Source organism: Moorella naiadis (nom. illeg.) (assembly GCF_051020825.1).
Classification (GTDB): domain Bacteria; phylum Bacillota; class DSM-521; order Neomoorellales; family Neomoorellaceae; genus Neomoorella; species Neomoorella naiadis.
Genome location: NZ_JAXGFQ010000002.1, coordinates 1 through 24,182 on the forward strand (window position 1 = coordinate 1; position 24,182 = coordinate 24,182).

A 24,182-nucleotide genomic window follows, 5' to 3' on the forward strand; every position below is an offset into this window, starting at 1 on the left:
CATTCTAACAAAACCCGGCGCCCTTATCCGTTCGCGCTGCCCGGATATACTGGGGATTATCCGCATTTAAAAGAGGCCCGGTACTGATACCAGTATCCGCCAGCACCGTAGCTTACGCTAGCAGTTTTGCCAGGGCCGCCGCTATACCATTGCTGCTAATATCCTGGAGGTATTCCCCCATTCGCTCTGCCAGGCTGGGAACAGCATTTAAATCCCAGCCCCAGATGGCGCTCTGGCCGAGGATGAAGGCGGCCACTTCCCGGGCGCCGGCCGCCGTCCCGTCGTAGCGCTGCCAGGCCGCCTGCCAGCAGGCCAGGGCCTCCGGGTCGTCTTCGATGTTAAAATCCCCCTGCTGCCCCACCCCTTGGAACTGGCGGCCGTTAACCCGGCCTTCCTTAAACAGGGTTGCCAGGGCGGCCAGGGCGAAGGTCATCCGGGGCGGCAAGGCCTGCTTTGCAGCCATGTAATCCAGCAATGACGGCAGTACCCGCGTCTTGAATTTAGCCGTGGTGTTGAGCAGGATGCTCTGCCAGCGGTGGACGATGTAGGGGTTGCGGAAGCGCTGCAAGACTTCCTCGGCAAAACCGGTCAGCATGGCCTGATCCAGCGCGGTGGCGGGGATGACCTCGTTAAAGATCAACTCCTGCATAAAACGGCCGGTAACCGGGTGCTCCACCGCTGCGCGCACCGTCTCGATGCCGCTTAAAAAGGCTACCGCCGCCGTACCGGTATGGGCGCCGTTTAAGATGCGTACCTTGCGGGTGCGGTAGGGCGCCATGTCGTCCGTCCAGATGACGTTGAGGCCGGCCTCATGGAAGGGGAGCTTTTCTTTTAGGTGCGCCGGGCCTTCGATTACCCAGAGGTGAAACAGCTCGCCGCTGTCCAGCAGGTCGTCTTTATAGCCTAGCTCTGCCGTGAGCTTGTCTGCCTCTTCCCGGGGATAGCCCGGGACCACCCGGTCCACCAGGGAGTTGAGGAAGATACAGGCTTCCTTAACCCATTGCTGGAATTCTCCCGGCAGGCTCCAGGCAGCGGCCAGCCGCATGACGATAGTTTTAAGGTTGTCGCCGTTGCGGTCGATGAGCTCGCAGGGAAGGATAATCATGCCCCCGGACGGGTCGCCGTTAAAGTGGCGGAAACGGTGGTACAGGTAGGCCGTGAGCTTGCCGGGGAAGGATTCCGGCGGTGTGGCCGTCAAGCTGTCTTCCGGATCATAGGCGATGCCGGCTTCGGTGGTGTTGGAGATGACGATGTCGATTTGCGGGTCTTCGGCACAACGAAGGACGGCCGGCCAGTCGTCATAGGGGTTAATCCCCCTGCTGATGGAGGCGATGATCTCCCGCTTTTCTACCAGTTGACTGTCCTGGTAGCCACGCAGGATTAAGGTATACAGGCCGTCCTGCTGGTTTAGTTTATCCACCAGGCCCCGGTCCAGGGGTTGGACGACAACCACCCGGCCGTTGAACAGACCCTGTTTGTTTAACTCGTGGAGCATCCAGTCGACAAAGGCGCGCAGGAAATTGCCTTCCCCGAACTGGATGACCCGCTCCGGCAGGTGGCCCGGGTAGGGGCCCACCTCCAGGTTGGGGGGAAAGGCAAAATCGCCGGTGAGCAGGGTTTTATTCAGTGCAAGCATTTTCTTTTGCTCCTTCCCGGGGAACTAATTTCAGAAATTTTCCCCGAAACAATCGCCGTTTCTTTAAGGCACACGTCATCTTTCCCGGCAATTAACCCTGATGATAACTAAATCTTTTATGCTCAATTCTCATCAAGCAAGCTTTTAAGATACTTTATAGCCCCCGCTGCCGCCTCCTCAGGAGCAGGATAGGGGAGGCATTCCAGGGCGATATAACCTTGATAACCCATATTTTTTAAGGTAGTAATTGTCTTTTTAAAATCAAGATGTCCCTGTCCCGGATAAAATCTATTGCTATCGGCAAAATGAATATGGCCCAGTGCTTCACCCGTCTTTTTCAGAGTCTGGTCAAGATCAACCTCTTCGATATTCATGTGAAAGGTGTCCAGGTGGACCTTAAGGTAGGGGGTATTGAACCGCTCTAGAAAGTTTAAAATATCGGCTGCCGTATTGAGAAAATTGGTTTCATAGCGGTTGATGGCTTCTAAAAAAAGTACCACGCCGCATTTTTTAGCTTTCTCCAGGCAGACAGCCAGGCCTTCTGCCGCGTAATTTTCATATTGTTTAAATTGGCCAATGTCAGGTATTACTCCTCGCATCGAGCCAACAATAACTCCGGCCCCCAGGCATGAGGCAACTTCAATATGGTCTAAAATGCGCTTAACAGCTTTCTCCCTTATTTGAGCCTCAGGATGGGTCAGGCTTAATTTATCTACCACATAGCCCAGGCCCGTCCCCAGGGTGGAAACAGTAATCCCTTCATCCTGACAGGCTTTAAAAATCTGCTCCACCTCAAGTTCCCGCGGGTCTCTTACGTGGATCTCTACAGCATCATATCCCAGTTCAGCGGCTTTTTTAATGGTATCAATATAAGGCCCCCTGAGGATAAAGGGGGCGGATTCAGGTGCGTTTTGAGCGATAGACACACTTATCTTCATTAATTATAGACCTCCACCTGAAGGTAAATTTACGGGGACGGGTCTACCTTCAGCCAGAGACTGTTTAGCGGCCTGGCCGATTAAAACAGGCTGCAGGCCATCGTTGCCGGTAACAGGCGGTTCTTGGTCGTTCAGAATGCAGTTTACAAAAGCCTTTATTTCTTCTATATAGGCCTGCTGGTATCTTTCGATAAAAAAATGCTGCAGTTTATCAGCCAGGAAGCCTTCTGCCGTGCTTAAAACAGTTGGGGTTAATGGTTCATTGCCGACCATTGTACAGCCTGTCGATCCTAAAATTTCCACTCGCTGATCGTAACCGTAGACACTCTGGCGGCAGTTGTCTATCACTCCCATGGCGCCGCTGGCAAATTTTAAAGTGACAATGGCGGTATCTATATCTCCCGCCTCACCAATAGCTTTATCTATCACCCCACCTACAGCATATACTTCCGTAACTTCGCTCCGCGACAGGTACCTGGCCATATCGAAGTCATGAATGGTCATATCCAGAAAGAGGCCGCCGGAGACTTTTATATACTCCACGGGAGGTGGTGCGGGATCGCGGGAGGTTATTTTTATAACCCGTATATCGCCTATCTTCCCCTGCCCTATCAAGTTATAGGCTTTCTTAAAACCGGGATCGAAGCGACGCTGGAAGCCGATCTGGAGTTTAATTCCGGCCCTCTTCACCTCCTTAAGGGCTTCCTGGATCTTATTTAAGTCAAAGTCTATCGGCTTTTCACAGAAGATATGCTTGCCGGCGCGGGCAGCCTGGATTATTAAAGGTGCATGGGTATCGGTGGAAGAGCAGATTAAAACGGCATCGATAGCTTCATCTTCAATGATCTTTTGCGGGTCGCTAAAGACGTGTTTGATCCCCAGGTTATATGCCCAGTCTTTGATCTTATCGCTGTAAAGGTCGGCGACGGCGACTAGTTCCGCATCCGGCACATAAAAGCGAATATTTTCGGCATGGACCCTGCCAATGCGGCCGGCACCTATTAGACCTAATTCTATCTTTTCCGGCATACCTTGCAGCCCCCTGTGATAATAAACTTTTAGAGGTAACCTGGCCAGAAGCAACGGCGGGCCTCAGGGCAGTGAGGTCCACGAAAGGTAATCGCCAAAGTCAACCCCTTTTCGACGCCCACCGTAGCTTTTGGTCAAAGCGATATTTAGCCGCTATTTTTTTCAATCAGGAAAAGGCTCGTATAGAAAGCACACCTGTTAATCTTTTAACCTGTTAACCCAGGCCACTAACTTAGAGTTTATGGAACGCCCCGATATAAGGTAATTCATATACCGACTTCCAACCTTCACTGAAAGGCTCTTTCAGGAAGGGCTGCATTTCTTCTTCCGTCCGTAGCGTAACCTTTTCTACCGGCGGTACAGTGCCGGGCGGGAAGGCATCCAGGATATGGTCATGTAGCAGGGTGAGATACTTCAAAATGGCAGCGATGGGTCGCTTGGCCTTCCGGGCGGACGCCAAGCTAGGTTTGCCTACCACGCCCTGGGGAGTGGCCGCCCGTTCAATGGCCGCATGCCCTTCTCCCTCGGACCAGCGGTGGGGACGCCGGTAGGGATCCACTGAAGTGTCAAAGTGTCCCGGCGGCAGGAAGCTTTCTCCCTGGGCATCCTGCACTACGCTCATATCGATCATGCCGGGGAATAACAGAAGGGCAACTGAAGTCTCGGATTCATCAGCATGAATAAAATCCGTTTTCAGGCTATCTTCCCTGTCTACCGGGAAGAAGAACTCCCTTACGGCCCGGTGCCAGTCGATGACCTGAAAAACACCCGGCAATTGGAAGCGTTTCATAAACTCCTGGATGGCGGATTCCAGCATCCACAGGTGACCATGGTTGTTAACCAGGATAATCTTCCGGAAGCCATCGTTCCAGAGACCGAGCAAAGTATATATAATGGTCTCCTCCACCACTTCTTTGGGCATAATTACAGTTCCCGGCATACCCAGATGGTGGTAGGGGTGCCCGCCATAATTCAGGGGCGGAAAAGCCAGGCTTACTTCGCGCCCCTGCCTGGCCGTATAACGGCGCACACCCTCTAAAATCTGGGTTACCATGAAGGTATCCAGGCCGCTGTTGGCATGGAGACCGTGGTTTTCTGTGCAGCCGATAGGTACGAAGACAATATCGTTTTTCCTGCGTTTTTCTATTACCTTGACCCGGGGAGTATTCTGGATATAAGTACCGGGCTTACCCAGCTCAGGTTCTGAAGGAATGTCGTATTCTTTCAGGATAGCGTCGATTTCTTCTTCGGAAGCCTCCCAGATTTGTTTCTTAAGGCGGCCGACTTCGTTATCCTCGAAGATAATGGCCGGGTGATCGGTTAACAGCCATCCTTTGCAGATATTTTGGTTCATACTACAGGCTCCTTTACTAATTTAATTTGATAGATATAACCTTGCCCCGGTTCCAGAACGAAACTTATTCTTTATCAAGGCGCACGGTAATCTTGCATTCTTTACGATCGGTTCTTAAAGTCACCAGGTTTTCGGGTACTTCATCGAGAGAGATCTGCTTGGTGATCATTGGCAACATATTCATCCCGGTGGCCATGCTCTCAATGACCCGCGGGAAGGTGCCATGACCGGAATGCCCCTGGGCGCCGATTATCTGTGCCCGGCGCACCTGCAGGACTTCGCCGGTTACCGGCATTTTAGCATCGGCACGGGCAACTACCATGACCCTGGCATTCAAGGTTTTTTGTTCCCAAATTGTCTTTTCAATCTGGGGATAAACTATCGTCGGCAAACCGGTTGCTTCCAGGTACAGGGCGGCGCCATAACCATGGGTAATTTCCAGGACCCTCTCAGTAAAGTCCTCTTGCAAAGGATTAATGGTAAAATCGGCACCCATCTTGCGTCCCAATTCCGCCCGGGCCGGTTCGGGTTCGGATAAAATCACCCTGGCAGCTCCCTGGCGCTTCAAAATGGCACAGGCTGCGATACCAATCGGCCCACCGCCACAAATGACGACGTTATCGCCAGGCCTGATACCCCCCAGAATACCCCAACCGCTGCGCTCGATAACAGCGTTATAGGCCACCGAAGTGGGCTCCACCAGGCTGCCCAGTAAAAATACTTCTTCTTCGGAATAGCGTTCACGTAAAGGTTCAAGGCTCCATACAACGCGAGCAGGTACTTTAATGTACTTGGCCATGGCCCCGTCGACATTGAAGCCGATCTCATCCAGCCGCTCGCAGTGGTTGGGCCAGCCGTCGGCGCAGGGCTGGCAGGCGCCGCACCATAACATTTCTTCAGCACATACAGCCTCGCCCCTCTTGAACGGCTTGTTGGTGCGTTTGTTAAAGGCACCCGGCCCGGCCTCAACGATTACGCCGGCGAACTCATGGCCCAGAACGGCGGGAAATCCCGTCAGGCCCGGGTAGAAAATATACCCTTGCTCATCGGGCTGGGCCATATGGACATCGCTGCCGCATATACCGCAGGCCTTAACTTCAATTACTACTTCGCCAGGTCCAGCCTGAGGAACTTCCCTTTCCTGGATAGTTACCCTGGGATGGCGCCATACCTTGCTCCCCAGATAAGTCTGCCGACCCTCGATGTCCTTGGGCCCCAACTTAAATTCCGGTTTGGGGTCCCAATCGGCATGGAGTACTATGGCGCGCATTTTGGTGCTCATTAATCAACACTCCTTCAGTCTTATATATGGTATTCTTTAGGTATACCATTAGTTGTAAAAATAAAGCTCTCTGGTAATTAGAGTTAAATTTAATATCTATCATCTTGGTCACCAGGAGGGATTAAACAACCTGGTGACCAAGATAATGCTTAAATTCTCTATCTATTTCCCAAAATCTTAGCTAATTTTGTCTGTTCCTCGTCAACATTTTCTTTGGTAATAACTTTTGTTCCGGTATCAATACGCTTTTCTACACTTTCTCCTTTAGCAGCTTTTACAGCAGCGTCCACTCCCATATAGCCAATATTATATGGATTTTGTGCTATAGACGCAGTTAGTTTACCTTCTTTAATCGACTTCAGGGCATCAGGTGAGCCATCAAATCCAACTACTACCATATTCTTTTTGGCTGCTTCAATTGCTCGTAAAGCTCCTAAAGCCATTTCATCATTGGTGGCAAATACTCCCTGAATACCAGGATTGGCTTGTAAAATGTTTTCCATGACTGTCATACCCATTTGACGTTCACTATTGGCCGGTTGAACTGTAACAACTTCCAGCCCCTCAGCTTTAAGCACCTCTATTGCTCCATTGGCTCGCTCATCATGAGTAGGATCACCTAAAGCGCCTCGCAAAATTGCAATTTTGGCGCCTTTACCCAGCTTTTTAGCTAAAAACTCACCTGCCTGTTTCCCGCCAACGTAGTTACCTGTCCCCACAAAGGAAACTTTGCCATCCCACTTAGCATCAGTATCAATTAACACAACAGGAATATTCTGCGCTTTAGCGTGTTCAAAAGCTGGTATGGCAGAACTTGGTTGGCTTGGTGCTACAGCTAAAGCAGATACTTTTTTCGTAATCAGGTCCTCAATCATCGAAACCTGTTCAGTTACCTGAGTTTCAGCAGCAGGCCCTAAGACCGTAACTTCAATCCCCAATTTGTTGCCGGCTTCTTTAGCCCCAGCTTCTACCAGTCGCCAGTAGTCACTATTCAAAGCCTTTACTACTACGCCCACACGGATGCCCTTACTACTAGTTTGTGTTTCTTGTTTGTTAGCACTGCCTTTTTCACTGGACGGGTTACTCTGGCCCTTACCACCACAACCAGCAAATACCAGTAAAGAAAGTATCATTATCCCTATAATCATAAGCACACGTTTATGCATCACTAAGCCCTCCATTTCATTTTTTGAATGAGTAACCTATTTTTTCTATAGCTACTTACCTTAGCTACTTACCTTTTATAACCATCCTACCTCCTCTCCATTATTACTTGTGCGTTCCCTTGCTTGCTGTTGAAACTATATCACCTCCTGCCTTTAGTTATTGCCCGCTGGCGTAATACATCCACGTAAACAGCACCTATAATTACTGCTCCAATAGCTACCGTTTGAAGATCAGCAGAAACGCCCAGCAGATTAAGCCCATTACGCAAAACCGCCATTATAAGTGCTCCAACCAGCGTTCCCCAAACATTTCCAACACCGCCAAAAAAACTAGCACCACCAATAATCACTGCTGCAATAGCATCTAATTCATATCCCAGACCAGCTAAGGGATACGCTGCATTAACACGTCCTACCATTACAAGTCCCGCTAAGCCAGCCATTAATCCGCTCAGGGTATAGACTGTCACTAGCACCTTTTCTACAGGTACCCCTGATAATCGGGCTGCTTCCGGGTTTCCACCGACAGCATAGATATAGCGCCCTACGGTAGTACGCGTGAGGAAGAAATGAAAGATAATAAACACGGCAATAACTAGGATAAAGCTGACAGGTATTGGTCCCCAAAAAGCTGCCCCTAAAAATTGAACTGAAAGGGGAAACCCAGATACTGGTGAAGCTCCGGTAATGATCAGCGCTAAACCTCGAGCAATATTCATGGTTCCTAACGTAGAAATAAAGGGATGAGGGAGATGAAGTTTAGTTAACAATATACCATTCATAAAACCTAGGAATGCGCCCAGGAACAAACCAATCATTACTCCTAGGAAAGGGTTTATATTTAATTTAATTATTAAAATAGCCATCATTGTAGTTGCCAGGGCAAGAACCGAACCTACAGAGAGGTCGATACCGGCAGTTAAAATTGTTAATAACATACCTACCGAAATCAGACTATTAATAGCGGATTGTCGTGCGATATTCATTAGATTGTTTAAAGTAAGAAAGTCAGGTGATAATACTGTTAAAACTCCGCTCAGCAATACTAACCCTAACAAGGCACCGAGATTATACAGCCAGTCTTTCCAATTAATTTTGTTAGTCTGCACCAATTCTGATTCGTTCACCATGATTTTAATAACCCCCTGTCGCTGCCTTCATTATTTTTTCTTGGGTGGCTTCTTCCCTTACTAATTCGGCTGTAATGCGCCCATTACTCATAACTAAAATGCGGTCGCTCATCCCTAGTATTTCGGGTAATTCAGAGGAAATCATAATCACAGCCACTCCATTTTGAACTAAATTATTTATCAGGTTATAAACTTCTACTTTAGCGCCTACATCGATACCCCGTGTGGGTTCATCAAAGATGAAGATACGGGACCTGGTACAAAGCCATTTGGCTAAAACAACCTTTTGTTGGTTCCCACCACTCAGTTCTCCCGCCTTCCTCCCGATTTGCAGAGGCTTGACATGTAAATCCTTGGCTAATTGCTCAGCAGTTTGCCACTGTTTGCGTACATCCAGCCAGCCCCATTTTCTAAATTGATTAATACCTGCCAATGTCGTATTAAAGGCAATACTTTCTCCTAATATAAGTCCCTGGGTTTTCCTGTCTTCCGATAAAAAAGCAAGCCCTGCCTTGATTGCATCCCGGGGACTCCTAATATTAACTCTCTCTCCGTATATGAAGATACTTCCTTTTACCATAGGGTCTGCCCCAAATATAGCTCTCGCCAGCTCTGTCCGGCCAGCTCCAACCAGACCTGCAATGCCCAAAATTTCACCTTCATAGGCAGTAAAACTAACCTCTTTTAATCCCGTATCTGTCCAAACATCCTCAACCCGCAAAGCCTCCCGTTTTCGTTCGACATTAACCTTGGGAAATTTCTCTTTTAAAGTCCTCCCTACCATTAACTTAATGAGATCATCAATATCAAACTCTCCCCGGCGTAAAGTTGCTACTTTCCTGCCATCCCTAAGTACAGTAACGCGATCGGCAATCTGCCGAATCTCCTCGAGCTTATGAGAAACAAAAATTATAGCTATTCCTTTCTGCTTAATCCCTCTTATTACTTTGAACAGCTCGGCCACTTCGTGTTCGCTTAAACTTGAAGTAGGTTCATCCATAATCACTAACCGTGCCTTAAGGGAAAGAGCCTTGGCAATTTCAACCATTTGTTGCTTCCCTATACCCAAATCCTTAACTTTAACTTGAGGCGAAATTAGGCATCCTAATTCTTTAAGAAGGCTTATACTCCGTGCAAATCGTTCTCTTGAATTTATAATTCCTAAAATAGGTATATCTTGTGGTTCTCTCCCTAAAAATATATTTTCGGCTACACTTAAATGGGGAATTAGATTCAATTCTTGATAAATACAAGAAATCCCTGATTGTAATGCTTCACGTGGCGATCTAATATCTACTTCTTTTCCGTTTATGATTATCTGGCCCGCATCTTTTTTATAGGCACCTGTCAATATTTTAATTAAAGTAGATTTTCCCGCTCCATTTTCCCCAAGTAAAACGTGAACTTCGCCCTCATATATATCAAGATCAACATTATCTAACGCAGTAACGCCAGGAAAAAGTTTAGAAACCCCCCTTATTTCAATAAACTTGTTACTCATATCCCCTTCCCCTTCCATATATTTTAGTTTTCTTTGAAGCCAAACCACTCAAAGTAATATTCCTTTATACTTTGCATATGCTGGCGCATACTTGCTTCCGCCGTAACCGGATCCCTTAGTCTTAAGGCTTCCAGAATTTTTAGGTGTTGAGGGAAAGATATTTCAATTCTATTCCTGTTATCTTGCGTCAGGAAGGTAATTCGCCTAATTTGATCTCGCAACATATTTAAAATATTTGCCAAACGTTTATTGCCGGCAATTTCTACTAGATATTCATGAAAGGCTATATCCTTTGTACTTAAACTTTGAAAATTAATCTGGTCGCTGCAATTAATTTCCTTATCCCAGTTAGCAATTATGTCTTCTAAATATTTTATATCCCGGGGCTGGATTCTTTCTGCCGCCAGCCTCACTGCCAGGCACTCTAAAGGCTCTCGGACCTGCATAATTTCGCGAATATCTTCAATGGTAATTTTAGTTACCGTCGCACCTTTTCCAGGTATTAATTCAATTAACCCTTCCGAGTTTAATCTTCTCAGGGCCTCACGCACCGGTGTCCGACTAACGCTCAGCTTTTCAGCAATTATTCTTTCCTGGAGCATGGTTCCTTGTTTAATGGTATTGTTGATGATAGCTTCTTTTATTTCCTCGTAGACCTTTTGCCCCATGACGGGCTGAATAACCTCTAAATCTCGCAAACTCTCCATAAATACATCACCCTACACTTCATTTTGGCGTTCAATTTGTATTCATCCGGTATACCAGTTGTATGTATAATATATTCGACATTCCTCCGTTAATTCCTGCTAAGGATAAAAAATTTTTTTATGCGTGAGAAGGCAGCCCAAAACATATTATTAAAAAACGGCAGCGTATATCTTCCAACCCCTAAACCGGGTTACGCCGGAGACTACCCAGAAGCCGCTCCAGCCAGCCGCCTGCTTCCCTTCGGCGTCAAAGTCCAGCACAACGCCGGGCGCTACTTCTAACGAGTAGGCGCTTTCTTTTTCCGAAAGGTCTATATAGAGGGCGTCAGTATCCGCGTGGTAATGGAATTTTATGTTTTCACCCTCTTGGGCAGGTGTAGACACAATTCCGTCCGCTTTCCTTAGCTTTATATAGCATATTGTCTACCTTCTGGGTGATGGTGTCTACAGTGTCTCCGGCAGAATAAACGGTCACCCCAAAACTAGCCGTCACTCGCCCCACACCTGGAATCTCCATTTGGCTCAGCCGGAGGCGGAGTTCTTCCGCCAATCTGGCGGCCCCTTCCTCAGTAGTGTCGGGTAAAAAAATCACAAATTCTTCTCCGCCCCAACGGGCCAGGCAATCTGTTTTACGCAACCTTTCTTTAAATGCTGCCACCAGGCTCTTGAGGACCAAGTCACCGGTTGCGTGTCCGAAACGGTCGTTAATGCTCTTGAAGTGATCCAGGTCAAACATGATCAAAGCCAAGGGGAGTCCCGTCCGCCGTACACGCTCTATTTCTTGTATCAGCATCTCTAAAAAATGGCGGCGGTTATAAGCGCCTGTCAGGGAATCGGTAATAGATAGGCGTTTAAGTTCCTCTTCCATCTTTTTTCGCTCTGTAAGATCTATGAAGTTTTCAATCAGCTTCTCCCCATCGTCAGTTTGGATACGCTTAATAGTCTTTAGCACCGGTATTTCTCTGCCGTCTAACCGGCGTAAAATCTGTTCAGCGTTTTCTGTCTTTTGATCTGAAGTTGTGCTTGGGCAATATTCACCGGCAGACGGAAAAAACTCGCTACACAACCTACCTTTAAGCTCTTCCGGAGTAGCTCCAATCATAGCCGCGGCTTCCAAGTTAACTCTTTCGAGCCTGCCCGACAGGGCGTCGACAGTAATTATGCCTGCCGGCACGGAGTCTAAGAGAAGGCGCAGAAACTCTTCCCGCCGCCTGACCTCTTCCTCCATTTTTTTAAACCTGGTAATGTTCACAGCATAGTGCAAATATGCGTTCTCGTCGACCGGCACCCACCATGTATCCCAACTCTCGCCATCTATATTTATTTCCCTATTAATAGAACGGTTTTTGTCCAGTGCTTCATCGCCGCGGCAAAAAAAACATTTCGTGCTTGGCAAGGGGGTGCCTGATCTTGCAATCACTTCGCTGTAATTTGGGGGCAGCGTCTCTCCATGGTGAATACTTTGCCAGCAATATTCTCCGACTTTTGTTTGAAACAGTTCTACTGCGGCCTTATTTTGGGCTATAATAAAGCGTTCACGGGATACCAGCCAGGCAGGATTAGGAATTCCCTCCAGGAGTAAACGGCATCGATCTAGCTGGCGCCTTTTTTCGTACTCCAAACGCTTGCGCTCACTAATATCACGTACAATTCCTACCGCATACCCGGCATCCTTTATCTCCAAAACCGACCATGATAACTCGACGTCAACCTCCCGCCCGTCTTTATGTTTGGCTTTTAGCTCCATTCTATTCCCGGCAGACTTATCTAGGCCTGTTAACTGAAAATTATGGGGGGACTTATTATTATCTTCGAGGCTCTTAGCTGGTATTAACAGTTGATGCAGGTTTTTACCCAGGATTTCATCCCTACTATAGCCGAAGATATGCTCTGCTGCGGGATTCCAAAAAGTAACGTTACCCTGCCCGTCGAGCATGATGATAGCATCCTTTGCCGAGTCAGTAATAGCGCTGAGAATCATTTCTCTTTGCCTCAGCTCGGCACTGGCTTCATAAAGTTTAAACGCCATTTCTACCGTGGATAACAACACATGTTCGTCATCTCCCTTCAGTACATATCCGTAGCCTGCAACAGAACGAATTTTTTTCGCGGTTTCCTGTTCAGTGTGGACCGCAAAAAATACCACGGGCACGTTCTCTAACTGTTGGATTGCCCGGGCCACCTGAGCTCCATCCATACCATGGCCAAGTTCTATGTCCATTAAAATGAGGTCCGGGCAACGGCCGCAGCGAAATTTATCGAGCGCTTCCTCTCCTGTCATAACAATTTCCGTCACAAATCCATGCTTTTTGAGAATATCTGCCGTCATTTGCGCGCCGAGCTGGCTATCTTCCACAATAAGAATCCTTTTGCCTTTATAAGGATTCAACTCCAACCCCCCCTCAAATAAGACTTGGCAATGAAATGGCATTTTCCGGCCTCTTAGAAAGACTGACTGTGGTATACGTGGGGTTCAAAGATTTTCCATCTTAAGAGGGTCTCCTTGGGGGTACGTTTTACGGTTCATTATAGAATTCGCCCAATAAAGGAAGTGTTCCTGCTCCTTTTGCTTGCAATTTTTTCTAAGAGCGATGAAATTTATTCCCAGTAGCAGTTAAATCCGGCCTGGAAAAATATGCAACAGGAACAATAGAGGATGGTAAAGAGTTTTTGCAAAGATGTTTGCCATCCGGTTGCTGGTAGCCGTAGAAAATTTCGTTTCTGTTTTGGCTATGCATCGCGAGAGTGGCAAAGCCCATTACAAATGGTGCTTTTTCTGAGCAACCCATTACCGCCTGCATAAAAAACGGCAGCGTATATCTTTCGACCCCTAAACCTGGTTACGCCGGAGACTACCCAGAAGCCGCTCCAGCCAGCCGCCCGCCCTTTCCTTATTACCGACGGCAGTAACTGCCGGGGCCTGCTCCCCCCGCTTGACCAGGCAGCCGGCGCCCAGCAGGGCCAGGGTACTGATCACCATCACCACCAGGGCGAACCTCTGCTCCGGCATGGTCAAACCCATTAGGGACACGACTACCAGGCCCGCCAGTCCTGTTACCGTAACGAACAACCCGCCTATTTCCAGGCGGCCCTCGTTTTGCAACGGCAGGCAGAGGTACAGGCGGGCCGCCAGGATTGCCCCCCAGTTGACAAAGCTGAAGTAACCGGTGGCGGTGATGGCATACTGGTAAATATGCCGGGGTAAAAAGATGGCCAGCAAGGATACCAGCAACATCACTCCCGCCGTTACCAAGAGGGCCTTCAGGGGCCGCTTTCCTTCCTTGCCGGCTAAGAAACTGGGGGCTTCCCGATCCCGGGCCAGGGAGACCAGCATAGTTATGGCGGTGAACATGGAACCTAGTAACACGGAAAAGGAGGCTACCAGGACAATGGCATTGAGCACGGAACCACCCAGGCGAATGCCAACGTGTTCCAGGCCGGTGACAAAGGGACTGGACTGGCTGCTAATGAGGGTCCAGGGGGTAACGGCCACCAGGGTGGTAACCGGCAGGAGGAAAAACAAGGCCTGGGTAAGGGCCATGCCCATGGTGGCCAGGGGTATAGCCCGGCGCGGGTTTTTGGTGTCGCCTACAGCCGCAGTCAGGGCCCCGGCGCCATAAGCAAAGGTGGTCACGACCACGGCTTGGCCCAAACCTTTGAGACCATTGGGGAAGAAAGGTACCAGCCCGGTCGCGGTTGCCGCCGGCCGGTGGCTAAAGATTATATAGAGCATAACCCCGGTGAAGGCCAGGACGCTGGTTATTTTGATTAATGACAAGCCGCCTTCAAATTTATCGACAATATCAACGCCAAAGTAATTGATCACGGCCACCAAGAGGCCATAGGCCAGGACCAGGGCCCACAGGGGCAGGCCGGGAAACCAGAAGCGGGTATAAATGGCCATGGCTACAGCCTCACTGACCATACCCACCAGGCTGGTGAGCCACAGGTTCCAACCGGTCATAAAGGCGCCTACGGGACCCAGGGTTTCTTCGACGTAACCCCGGACGGACTCCCTCTCCCGGTACTTCAGGGCCAGGTGGCCCAGGGACACCAGGACCAGGTAGAAAATAAGCCCGCTGAAAAGGTATCCCAGGAGGACCGCCGGACCAGCGGCGTGAACAGCAATCCCTGAAGCCAGAAAAAAGCTGCTGCCCACAGTCGAGCCGAGGCCCAAGAAGATTAAGCTGAAGGCGCTCAGTTTTTTGGCCTGTTTTTCTTCTTGGCCGGGTGCCAAGCAAAATCCCCCCTCCGAAATGAGATGTGGGAAGTGGTGGAGTTTGCCGCCATGAGGGGCTCCTCCAAAAAAAGAAACCCGGAGGCTATGCCTCCGCGTCTAGTTTGCTCCTAACGGTTACTTTTTATTGATCATACTTATTTGTTCCCTTGGGCGGCCCGTAGAACGTGAGACCAGATCGCCAATTTTATTGGCGTCTTCGTCACCGAACTTGTCGGCCCTGATGATGACATTGACGGCATTGGGCTGGATAAAGACGGCTGCATCTTGATAACCCTTAGCGACGATTAATTTCTCCAGCTGCATTTCCAGATCCATCTGCTGGGTCAGATCCACCAGCCTCTTCTGGGCCTCCTGCTTGCCTTCGCCGCCGGAGTTGGGGTTATCCAGGATCTGCTTCAGCAGGGCAATCTGCTGGCTGCGCTGGCGGTCCCGCTCAAGGCGGTATTCAATAAAGAAGGCTGCCCCATTACCGGCTTTGGCACTGGCTCCCTGGAGGATGTCCTCCGCTTTGGGCCCGGCAACCGCCTGGTCCTGAGAGGGCGCGGTCACCTTGGTCGCCTGGCCGGTATCCGGCTGGCTGGCCTTCCCTGCCGGATGGCTAGCCTGTTGCACCGGCCATTCCGCCGGCGTTTCCATGCCGGCCTGCCGGCTTGCCTGGCGATCACCCTGTACCAGGTAGGCCAGGACGCCGAAGGTCAAGATCAAGGCAATGACTACCCGCCCTTTATTGCCGATAGTAATCACTTTTCTCTCCTCCTGCTTATTTTTGCGCGTTATTTCTTACCCGTTTCTGGTTTCTGGTTCCCGCCGGGGTCCATGGGCAGTACCTGGACCTGGTGGGGAGCCAGACCCCATAGGGTCTCCACCGCCTGGCTCAAACGCAGGCGTACCAGGGCGTCATTGGCCCCTTCCGCCACCACCACCACCCCCAGGATCTCCGGCTGGGACTCCCGGCTGACCACCGGCGCCTCGCCACCGCTTACCTGGCTGTTACGGGCCATGACCATGGTCGCATCCTCACTGCTGTCGGTGGTCATCCGGGTACCACCGCTTTGATCCTTTTCTTCTATAGAATGTTTGGTGGTTTTGGTGTTGGTGGCGAACTCTTTTAAAGGACTGGCCTTTAAGGAGACGCTCACCGCTACCCGGCCGGAACCGGCTATTTGCTCCAGGGTCTGCTGAAGCTGGGTTTCCATTTCCCGGGCGGTGGTCATCAGCTCTGTCGCAGGGGCCGACAGTTCGGCTTGCCGCTTCTGCTGGGCCGGTTGCGAGCCGGCCTGGTGCAGGCCGGCATTGCCCAGCCGACCGATACTCATCAAGATACTGCCGATAATAATGGCTCCCGTAGCCAGCCACAGGTACCAGGGTGGTTTGGCAGGCAGGAAACTCCATTTATGGCGCTCCATTGCTATCACCTCCTCCAGATGGGGCTTTCCCCGTGGCGTTTCCCGCCAGGATGATTACCTCTACCTGGCCGGGCTCCAGGCCGTAGAAGTGGCAGACCATCTCCCGGATCCGGGCTTTGATTTGTTCCCCGCTGGGGACGGTATTTCCCGGCGGTTTAGCTGCCCCCCCGCCCGGCTTCTGGAGTTTGCCGCTCGTCGAGGGCGGATTGGCCGGGGAGGATTCGCCCCTGCCGGGCGATTGGGGAGCGGGAGCTGGCTGATCCTTGTTCCCCTGGGTGGTATGTTCCTGGTTGCCGGTCTGGGCCCCAGGGCCGGTTTTCAACCCCGGCTGTTCCTGGCGCTGGTCTCCTCCCGCCGGAGCCGGCTGATAGGGGATACCATCTGTTGCTCCCGGTTTAACCTCAATAGGAGAGATGTTTACCGGTGATGGTCCGGCCCCGGCCATGCCCTTACTCGCCGCCGGTGTTGTACCAGTTCCCAGGGTAGCAGTGACGATAATCCGCTCGATGGCCCCCCGATAGCCCTCCTTCCCGGCGACCTGTACCAGCACCTCCACCTGCTGGATACCCGGTATCAGACCCAGCAGGGCCTTAATCTGGCCGGCCAGGCGCTCCCGATAGATCTCCAAGGCGGCTTCATCGTTGGCGGCGGCCATTTCCCGGCCCTGCTGCACCGGGGCGGCTGTTACCGGGTCCAGGCGCAGGTCCCAGGCGGCCACATCCAGTTCCGGCCCGGTACGCAAGCCCTCCACCAGGGGACTCAAAATGGCCACCACCACAAAGAGGCCCAGGACCAGGCGCACGTAGCGGGTCATCTTTTTTTCCGGCAGGAGCATCTCCAGGAAAGCGGCCAGCAGGGCGATGAGGGCCACCTGGCGGACAATGGCACCAATTTTAACGATCAAGCACCCACCTACCCCCTCAGGGCCACCGTCAGGTTGCCCAGGACAACGATCATGGCGATGGCCATAAAGAAAATCAATCCCGTTACGGCTACGCAGGCGAAGACCAGGGTCAGGGCGCCGCCGATACCGTCCAGGGCCTCGGCTAGTTTCTCTTCACCGAAGGGCTGGACTACGGCCGCTGCCACTTTGTAAACCACCAGCAGGGAGAGAATCTTGAGCATGGGGAAGGCGGCCAAGAAAAATATAATCACGACACCAACCAGGCTGACGGCGCTCTTTAACAGCAGGGTTGTCCCGGCAATGGTCGCCACAGCATCTGAGAGCATCCCCCCGACGACGGGCAGCAGGGCATCGGTGGCAAACTGGATGGTGCGGAGGCCCACACCGTCGGCTACCGCACCGGCCACCCCATAGATAGAGAGGATACCGGTAAAGATGGTCATCATAGCTCCCAGGCCCAGCAGGGCCACCTGTTTGAGGAGCCCGGCCAGCTTGGAGACCTGGAAGCGATCGGCAATCTGGCTGACCACCATCAGGACGGCTGTCAAGTATATAAGGGGAAAAAGGACGTTATGCATCAGGGTGCCGATGATGGTTATGGCATAGATTAGCACCGGCTGTAACAGGGTGGAGGTAGTCACGCCCCCGGTGGCCGCCAGCAGGGTAATCAGGGCCGGCAATAGGGATTGAAAAAAGGAGACCATGTTGTCAATAGCCTCACCGCCGGTACGCACCGCTACAGTAAAGGAGGCCAGGGCCAGGGTAATCAAGGCTAGAAAGGCCACCCCCCGGGCCAGGGTGCCGATGCTACCCTCGCTAAAGGCTGACTGGAGGTTCTGCAGTACAGCGCAGGCCACAGCCAGGATCACCAGCTGGCCCAGCAGAGCACCGCTGGCCAGGAGCTCATGGAAAAGATAATTTAACAAACCCCGGGCCGCCGCCCCCGGGTCCAGGGGCAGTTTGCCCCGGCGTAGGTTATTCAGGACTTCCTGCAGGCTAAAGCTCGGTAGGTACTGGCCCACTTCCCGGTCCAGCTGGTTTAAGTAAGTATCAATACCCCCCAGATTCAGTTTGGCCATCTGCCGTGCGAGGTGTTCGTCCAGGGTCATGGTAGTGGCCGCCGCCGTCCCACCGGCCGGCGGCGGGTAATAAGCCAGGGCCGCCGGCGCTGCCAGGAGGAAATACAGGCCGCCCAGTACCACGATCAGGGTATAGATTAGCCGGCGTCTACGGGTAACTACCTGCTCCACAGGATCACAACCTTAACGGTCGAATTAAACAGCCTTACTCCCGGCTGGCCAGGGGCTCTAAGGTGGTAATAGGCGGATGATGCTCTCCAGGATGGCGACGATAATGGGGATGGCCAGGACCATGATCAATACCTTGGCGGCCAGTTCCACCTTGCCGGCGATGGCGTTTTCCCCGGCATCCCGGCAAACCTGGCTGCCGAACTCAGCAACATAGGCGATGCCGATAATCTTTAAAACGGTATTTAGATAGAACTGGTTAATACCCGCCTGCTGGGAGAGGTCGGCCAGCACCCGGATGACCGTACCGATGCGGTCCAGAAGCAGGAGAAAGATAGTCGCCCCGACGACCAGGCTGATAAGGAGGGCTGCTTCGCTGCCCCGGGACTGGCGCACCAGGATAATCATCATGGTAGCCGTCAGGGCCAGGCCGACGATCTGGAAGATCTCCATTGCCGGCACCCCTTTAATAGAGCTGGAAGACGGTACGGACGGCCGCAAAAAGCTCCATAATCAAGGGTATAACCCAGAGGAGGGCAATGGCCAGGCCGGCCAGGACCGTCATATAGGCGTACTCATCGCGACCGGCCTGCTTGAGAAAGGTATAAAAAATCGTGATGATAATAGCCAGGGCGGCCAGTTTAAAGATCAGACTGACATCCATGCTCAGCATCTTGACCCCACCTTCTGTGCCTTTATTTAGTAGAGCAGGAGTACCAGGGTAACCCCCAGGAGAAACCCCAGGGTCTGCCATATCCGGCCCTGGCGGTTAGTGCGCTCCATGGCTAGCAGCTGCTGTTGCCCCAATAGCTGGCGCGTGAGTTCCAGGTTCTTGACCTGGTCTTCCACCCCGGAGCGGCCCAGCAAGGGACCCAGGGAGCGGAGTATCTCGAGGTCTTCCAGTTCCAGGGCGCCTTTTTCCTTTAGTTCGACCAGGCCCCCTTCCCAGGCCGCCTGGGCCCCGGTGGCAGGCTCTCTTTTTAAACAGCCGGCTACAGTATGAAAAAAATGAGCCACGACCCCCCTTGACTGGTTTGCGACCCGTACCAGGGCCAGGGGTAGGGGCGTTGCCGTATACCTGATCTCCATCTCCAGCATCTTCAACCCGGCACTAAGCTGGCGTAGCTGTTCCACCCGGGCCCGGTAACCCCGGGCAACCATTAAGCCCAGGCAGCCGCAGGTCATTATTATCAACATGCCCCCCCAGAGCTTAATCATGGCCGACCCTCCCCGCGCCAGGGCCCCTGGCGCAGGACCCGGTTGTCCCCGGTGAAAACGGCTTCGATGGTTCCCGGACCCAGGGTGCGGCCCAGGAGCACCAGACGCTGCCAGAAACCCTGCTCCAGCAGGTCCCCCCAACCGGGACGATTACTTAATTCCTCCAGGCTGCCGGCATGGACGCTGGCCAGAACGGTAACGCCGGCATTAAGTATATCCTGGATGGCGGCCAGTTCTTCCGGCCGGCCGATCTCGTCGGTAGCGATAACCTCCGGCCCCATGGCCCGCAGGAGCATAAGCATTCCCGCCGCCCGGGGGCAGCGGTCCAGGACATCCGTCCGGGGGCCTACATCCAGCTGCGGTACCCCCAGCCAGCAACCGGCTATCTCGGAACGCTCGTCCACCACACCGACATTAACGCCGGCAAAGTTGATTGCCGGGATGCCGCTGCTGAAGAGGCGGATGATATCCCGCAGGATCGTCGTTTTACCGCACCGCGGCGGTGACAGCAACAGGGTATGCAGGGGCCGCTCCCCGGCGAGGAGGTAAGGTACCAGGCCCCGGGCACAGCCGGGGAGAGCCCGGGCCAGGCGGAGGTTGAGGCCGGCAAAATTTTTCAGGGTGCGGACTTCCCCCCGGGAGACTACCGCCTCTCCCACCAGGCCTACCCGGTGACCGCCGCTGATCGTTATATAACCGGAACGCAGCTCTTCTTCCAGGGCGTAAAGGGAGCTCCGGGTCAGGGCTTCGATGGTCCGGCCCAGATCGCCGGCCGTCACCCTGCAGGCCAGGTCCGGATCAGGGGTGAGCTGGCCGCCGGCCGTCACCCACCCCTCGCCACCGCTCCAGCGCACCTGGAGGGGCCGTTCCCGGCGCAGGCGAATCTCTTCCAGGGAAGCCTTGATCCCGCCTGGCAGGTTCTCCAGGGCCGCGGTAATGGCCGGCGGCAGCAGTCCCGGCAAACTGGCCAGGGGGTCCGCTGCCCCGGCCGGGGCCTGTCCGGGGTCAAGGAAGGTGTGCTCACCTTTGACCAGCCGCACCTTAGCCATGAAATATTCCCTCCTGCCATTATGCTTATTAGCCACCTGCCAATTTTATGCAAAAAAATAGAGCCCCCTCAGGGCTCCTCCCAAAATAGCTTTCTGCCAAAAGTGGATATTAATAGCAGCTTGTTAGGGGTGAGGCCGGTTCCCTTCGGGCGCTGGTGGCGCCATTATACTTGTGTCGAACTAAGCGCCAAGGCGCCCTCCGGGAACCTACCTCACCCCTCCTATAGCACCAACATTTTCATGGTTCGCTAGCGGCGGTGAGCCGCCATAATTGGCTTCTCCGTAACGCCAGGCACGCTAGATGTCGTCAGTATCTTTACCGCTCTCAGGCGTTACCGGCTGCTTCTGGTCTTTCTTATCCGTTTCCTCCGGGGCAATTTCTTCCTCGTCATCATTAACAAAGACTACTGTTTCGCAGTTGGGGCAGGTGACTTCGACAACGTCTTCATCATCGAGAATGTCGGCGTCAAAGCAGACTATTTCGTGGCACTTGGGGCACTCGACCTCAATGTAGTCTCCCTCGTCATCCTCATCGTCGAAGTCTTCATCTTCGTCATCATCGTCATCTTCGTCCTCATCTTCGTCGTCATCCTCATCATAAATCTCGTCTTCTAAATCATAGAGGTCTTCGTCAATGCTCTCCAGGTATTCTTCCAGTTCCTCGTAGTCTTCGTGCAGGTCATGGATGGCGTCAGCCATTTTCTCCATGACATCCACTACTTCCCGCAGAAGGCGGGTTTCCTTGCTTTGCGGATCGAGGTCCATCCCCGCCATCAACCCCTGAAGGTAGGCTACCTTTTTCTTCAGGTCCTTCATCCTGGCCACTCCTTTCCTTCCCTTTTATTATTGCCAGCCAGGGCCGGCCTTAAACTAAGCCCGCTCGATATACTCGCCAGTACGGGTGTCGATGCGCAGGACGTCACCGGTCTCAATAAAGAGGGGTACCTGGATTACGGCGCCGGTTTCCAACACGGCGTTCTTGGTGCCGCCGGTCGCCGTATCGCCCTTGATACCAGGCTCAGTCTCTACCACCTTTAATTCCACGGAATTGGGCAACTCGATGCCAATGGTCTCCCCATTATGGGTGAGGACGAAGATGTTCATATTATCCTTTAAGTACTTAACGGCGTCATCCAGCTGTTCCTTACGCAGGGAAATCTGTTCGAAGGTCTCCGTATCCATAAAGTAGTAATTGTCACCGTCGTTATAAAGGTATTGCATCTCCCGGCGCTCGACGATGGCGCGGTTGACCTTCTCCCCGGCGCGGAAGGTGCGTTCAATAACGGCCCCGGTACGCCGGTTTTTGAGTTTGGTGCGGACAAAGGCTGAACCCTTGCCCGGCTTGACGTGCATAAACTCTACTACCGTATAGACGTCGCCGTCAACTTCGATGGTCAGGCCCGTCCGAAAATCGTTGCTGGAGATCAAACATAATACCTCCTACAAAATGAGATGTGCGAGGTGGGAGATAAGAGGTGAGAGGCTTGTAGAAACTGGCTACGTCAGCTTCAGATTAACGCTGGCTCGCCTTCTCATTTCTCCCGTTCGTTAGTAGCGGCATGCCCCCATGGGGGGCTCTTACGGTTCATAAAGCTACACCTCAATAAAGTTTTTGGGGGCTTGGGAGAGAACCCGGGCGCCGCCCTCCTGGATAAGAACAACATCCTCGATGCGGATACCACCCTGACCGGGCAGGTAGATGCCCGGCTCCACGGTAACTACCATACCGGGTTCCAGTTTAATATCACTGCGGGTAGAAAGGGTGGGAGACTCATGAACGGCCAGACCGACGCCGTGACCCAGGCCGTGGGTGAAGTACTCCCCGTAGCCGGCGGCGGTAATATATTCCCTGGCAATGGCGTCCACCTCCCGGCCGCTCAGTCCGGGCCGGAGGGCCGCGATGGCCTTTTCCTGGGCCGCCAGGACCACCTCGTAAAGGTACCGCCATTCGCCGGCGGCCTGGGCCAGAGCCACCGTCCTGGTCAGGTCGGAGTGATAGCCGTGATAAACGGCCCCGAAATCCATGACTACCAGGTCGCCGGGTTGCAGGATCCTTTCCCCGGCCACCCCGTGGGGCAGGGCCGAGCGGGGACCGCTGGCAATGATGGTGGTAAAGGACGGCCCGCTGGAGCCCTGCTTACCCAGGTAATACTCCAGCTCCAGGGCTACATCCCGTTCCGAGAGACCCGGATGCAGGATGGTCAAGAGGTGCTCGAAACCGGCGTCGGCAATGGTAATGGCCCTTTCCAGGGTGGCGATTTCCCCCTGATCCTTCACCTGGCGGAGCCGGTCGATAAAATTCTTTACCGGGGCCAGGGTTACCGGTCGCGCCCAGTCGCGGGCATGCTCCTGGAATTCAGCGTAGGTAGCATAGGTCGTATACTCGGCTTCGAAGGAGAGCTGCTCAATGCCGGTGTTCACCAGGACCGTGCCCATTTTATCCCAGGGATCGGGACCCAAATCGACAACTTGGAAATCCGGCGCCTCCTTCCGGGCCTGTTCGCTAAAGCGACCGTCAGTCAACAGGTAAGCGGCCGTAGGGGTAATAATCAGGCTGCCGCTGTCGCCGGTGAAGCCGCTCAGGTAGCGACGGTTTTCTTCCTGGCGCACCCACAGGGCGCTAAGGCCAGCCCGGGCCATTAACGCCCGCAATTGTTCTAACCTGCCGGGCAAAGAAGTCATCTCCAATAAGCATGCTTCTGCTTAGAGCCGGCCAACCTGCTTCCCGGGCGGGGATATCTTTCCCTCCAAAAACGGCAACGACCCTCGGGGGACCGGAAAAACGTTGTACTAGCCCGCCATAGGGCATCGGACTCCGGAATCTTTTTTGGCGGCCCCCGGTAGCAACCCGGAAGGGGCTCCGGTGCAGGAGTAGTCTGGAACGCTTGCAGGTCAGGAGGCCCCAGGGTCACGCCGGCGAGCGAGTTCAATAGCTGCCTCCAACCCCAGGCGGTAACTTAAAGGACCAAAGCCGCTAATCTGGCCGACTGCCACCGCCGCCGTCACCGTCTGGTGGCGAAAATCCTCCCGGCGATAGATATTGGAGAGGTGCACCTCAACCACCGGGTAATCCACCGCCGCCAGGGCGTCCCGCAGGGCGATGCTGTAATGGCCCAGGGCCCCGGGGTTGATGACGGCCGCATCCACCCGACCCCGGGCGGCATGCAGGCAGTCAAGGAGGGCACCTTCGTGGTTGGACTGGAAAAACTCGACCTCTGCTCCCACCCGGCCGGCCTGCCGGCGCAAATCTTCCTCAATAGCGGCCAGGGTGATGCGGCCGTAGATTTCCGGCTCCCGGCTGCCCAGGAGATTGAGGTTGGGTCCGTTGACTACTAAAATCTTCATGTCTGGTATTTTACCATAATATTGTTCCCT

Annotated in this window: 24 protein-coding genes; all 24 read right to left on the minus strand. The window is 52.9% G+C overall.

Going from position 1 to position 24,182, the window contains the following annotated elements; genetic code table 11:
• Positions 1-112: 112 nt before the first annotated feature.
• Positions 113-1,636 (minus strand): tagaturonate reductase, encoded by a 1,524-nt coding sequence (locus SDD30_RS01320; RefSeq protein ID WP_434073131.1) that lies wholly within the window; start codon positions 1,634-1,636, stop codon positions 113-115.
• A 122-nt stretch (positions 1,637-1,758) separates the two neighbouring features.
• Positions 1,759-2,574, minus strand: a complete 816-nt coding sequence (locus SDD30_RS01325; protein WP_434073132.1) for a TIM barrel protein — start codon at positions 2,572-2,574, stop codon at positions 1,759-1,761.
• Positions 2,575-2,577: 3 nt separating this feature from the next.
• Positions 2,578-3,603, minus strand: a complete 1,026-nt coding sequence (gene iolG, locus SDD30_RS01330) for an inositol 2-dehydrogenase (RefSeq protein ID WP_434073133.1) — start codon at positions 3,601-3,603, stop codon at positions 2,578-2,580.
• Between the two features lie 232 nt (positions 3,604-3,835).
• Positions 3,836-4,957: a 3-dehydro-scyllo-inosose hydrolase gene (gene iolN / locus SDD30_RS01335; RefSeq protein WP_434073134.1), complete on the minus strand. Its 1,122-nt coding sequence runs from the start codon at positions 4,955-4,957 to the stop codon at positions 3,836-3,838.
• Positions 4,958-5,021: 64 nt separating this feature from the next.
• Positions 5,022-6,239, minus strand: a complete 1,218-nt coding sequence (gene iolM, locus SDD30_RS01340; protein ID WP_434073135.1) for a scyllo-inosose 3-dehydrogenase — start codon at positions 6,237-6,239, stop codon at positions 5,022-5,024.
• Between the two features lie 158 nt (positions 6,240-6,397).
• On the minus strand, positions 6,398-7,405 hold the full coding sequence (locus SDD30_RS01345; RefSeq protein ID WP_434073136.1) for a sugar ABC transporter substrate-binding protein: 1,008 nt from the start codon (positions 7,403-7,405) through the stop codon (positions 6,398-6,400).
• Between the two features lie 140 nt (positions 7,406-7,545).
• Positions 7,546-8,535 (minus strand): ABC transporter permease, encoded by a 990-nt coding sequence (locus tag SDD30_RS01350; protein ID WP_434073137.1) that lies wholly within the window; start codon positions 8,533-8,535, stop codon positions 7,546-7,548.
• Positions 8,536-8,539: 4 nt separating this feature from the next.
• Entirely contained in the window at positions 8,540-10,036 is a 1,497-nt protein-coding gene (locus tag SDD30_RS01355; RefSeq protein ID WP_434073138.1) for a sugar ABC transporter ATP-binding protein, read from the minus strand.
• Between the two features lie 23 nt (positions 10,037-10,059).
• On the minus strand, positions 10,060-10,743 hold the full coding sequence (locus SDD30_RS01360; RefSeq protein ID WP_434073139.1) for a GntR family transcriptional regulator: 684 nt from the start codon (positions 10,741-10,743) through the stop codon (positions 10,060-10,062).
• Positions 10,744-10,893: 150 nt separating this feature from the next.
• Positions 10,894-11,127 (minus strand): DUF2283 domain-containing protein, encoded by a 234-nt coding sequence (locus SDD30_RS01365; RefSeq protein ID WP_434073140.1) that lies wholly within the window; start codon positions 11,125-11,127, stop codon positions 10,894-10,896.
• Positions 11,102-13,132: a diguanylate cyclase gene (locus SDD30_RS01370; protein ID WP_434073141.1), complete on the minus strand. Its 2,031-nt coding sequence runs from the start codon at positions 13,130-13,132 to the stop codon at positions 11,102-11,104. The genes SDD30_RS01365 and SDD30_RS01370 overlap by 26 nt, the downstream gene beginning before the upstream one ends.
• A 441-nt stretch (positions 13,133-13,573) precedes the next feature.
• Positions 13,574-14,980 carry an amino acid permease gene (locus SDD30_RS01375; RefSeq protein WP_434073142.1) on the minus strand — a complete coding sequence of 469 codons (1,407 nt, stop codon included), beginning with the start codon at positions 14,978-14,980 and terminating at the stop codon, positions 13,574-13,576.
• A gap of 117 nt (positions 14,981-15,097) precedes the next feature.
• Positions 15,098-15,727, minus strand: a complete 630-nt coding sequence (locus tag SDD30_RS01380) for a SpoIIIAH-like family protein (RefSeq protein ID WP_434073143.1) — start codon at positions 15,725-15,727, stop codon at positions 15,098-15,100.
• A gap of 29 nt (positions 15,728-15,756) precedes the next feature.
• Complete coding sequence (locus tag SDD30_RS01385) at positions 15,757-16,389, minus strand: SpoIIIAG-related protein (RefSeq protein WP_434073144.1); 633 nt, start codon at positions 16,387-16,389, stop codon at positions 15,757-15,759.
• Positions 16,376-17,293: a stage III sporulation protein AF gene (locus tag SDD30_RS01390; protein WP_434073145.1), complete on the minus strand. Its 918-nt coding sequence runs from the start codon at positions 17,291-17,293 to the stop codon at positions 16,376-16,378. Before SDD30_RS01390 ends, SDD30_RS01385 begins: the two co-directional genes overlap by 14 nt.
• Before the next feature lie 8 nt (positions 17,294-17,301).
• Positions 17,302-18,543: a stage III sporulation protein AE gene (gene spoIIIAE / locus SDD30_RS01395; RefSeq protein WP_434073146.1), complete on the minus strand. Its 1,242-nt coding sequence runs from the start codon at positions 18,541-18,543 to the stop codon at positions 17,302-17,304.
• A gap of 57 nt (positions 18,544-18,600) precedes the next feature.
• Complete coding sequence (gene spoIIIAD, locus SDD30_RS01400; protein ID WP_434073147.1) at positions 18,601-18,993, minus strand: stage III sporulation protein AD; 393 nt, start codon at positions 18,991-18,993, stop codon at positions 18,601-18,603.
• Between the two features lie 13 nt (positions 18,994-19,006).
• On the minus strand, positions 19,007-19,213 hold the full coding sequence (gene spoIIIAC, locus SDD30_RS01405; RefSeq protein WP_434073148.1) for a stage III sporulation protein AC: 207 nt from the start codon (positions 19,211-19,213) through the stop codon (positions 19,007-19,009).
• Positions 19,214-19,239: 26 nt separating this feature from the next.
• Entirely contained in the window at positions 19,240-19,758 is a 519-nt protein-coding gene (spoIIIAB, locus tag SDD30_RS01410; protein ID WP_434073149.1) for a stage III sporulation protein SpoIIIAB, read from the minus strand.
• On the minus strand, positions 19,755-20,807 hold the full coding sequence (gene spoIIIAA / locus SDD30_RS01415) for a stage III sporulation protein AA (RefSeq protein ID WP_434073150.1): 1,053 nt from the start codon (positions 20,805-20,807) through the stop codon (positions 19,755-19,757). The genes spoIIIAB and spoIIIAA overlap by 4 nt, the downstream gene beginning before the upstream one ends.
• A 297-nt stretch (positions 20,808-21,104) precedes the next feature.
• Positions 21,105-21,623, minus strand: coding sequence for a CD1247 N-terminal domain-containing protein (locus SDD30_RS01420; protein ID WP_434073151.1), 519 nt, complete (start codon positions 21,621-21,623; stop codon positions 21,105-21,107).
• A 54-nt stretch (positions 21,624-21,677) separates the two neighbouring features.
• Positions 21,678-22,235, minus strand: a complete 558-nt coding sequence (gene efp / locus SDD30_RS01425) for an elongation factor P (RefSeq protein WP_434073152.1) — start codon at positions 22,233-22,235, stop codon at positions 21,678-21,680.
• Positions 22,236-22,400: 165 nt separating this feature from the next.
• On the minus strand, positions 22,401-23,480 hold the full coding sequence (locus SDD30_RS01430; RefSeq protein WP_434073153.1) for a M24 family metallopeptidase: 1,080 nt from the start codon (positions 23,478-23,480) through the stop codon (positions 22,401-22,403).
• A gap of 219 nt (positions 23,481-23,699) precedes the next feature.
• Entirely contained in the window at positions 23,700-24,152 is a 453-nt protein-coding gene (gene aroQ / locus SDD30_RS01435; protein ID WP_434073154.1) for a type II 3-dehydroquinate dehydratase, read from the minus strand.
• Positions 24,153-24,182: the final 30 nt, after the last annotated feature.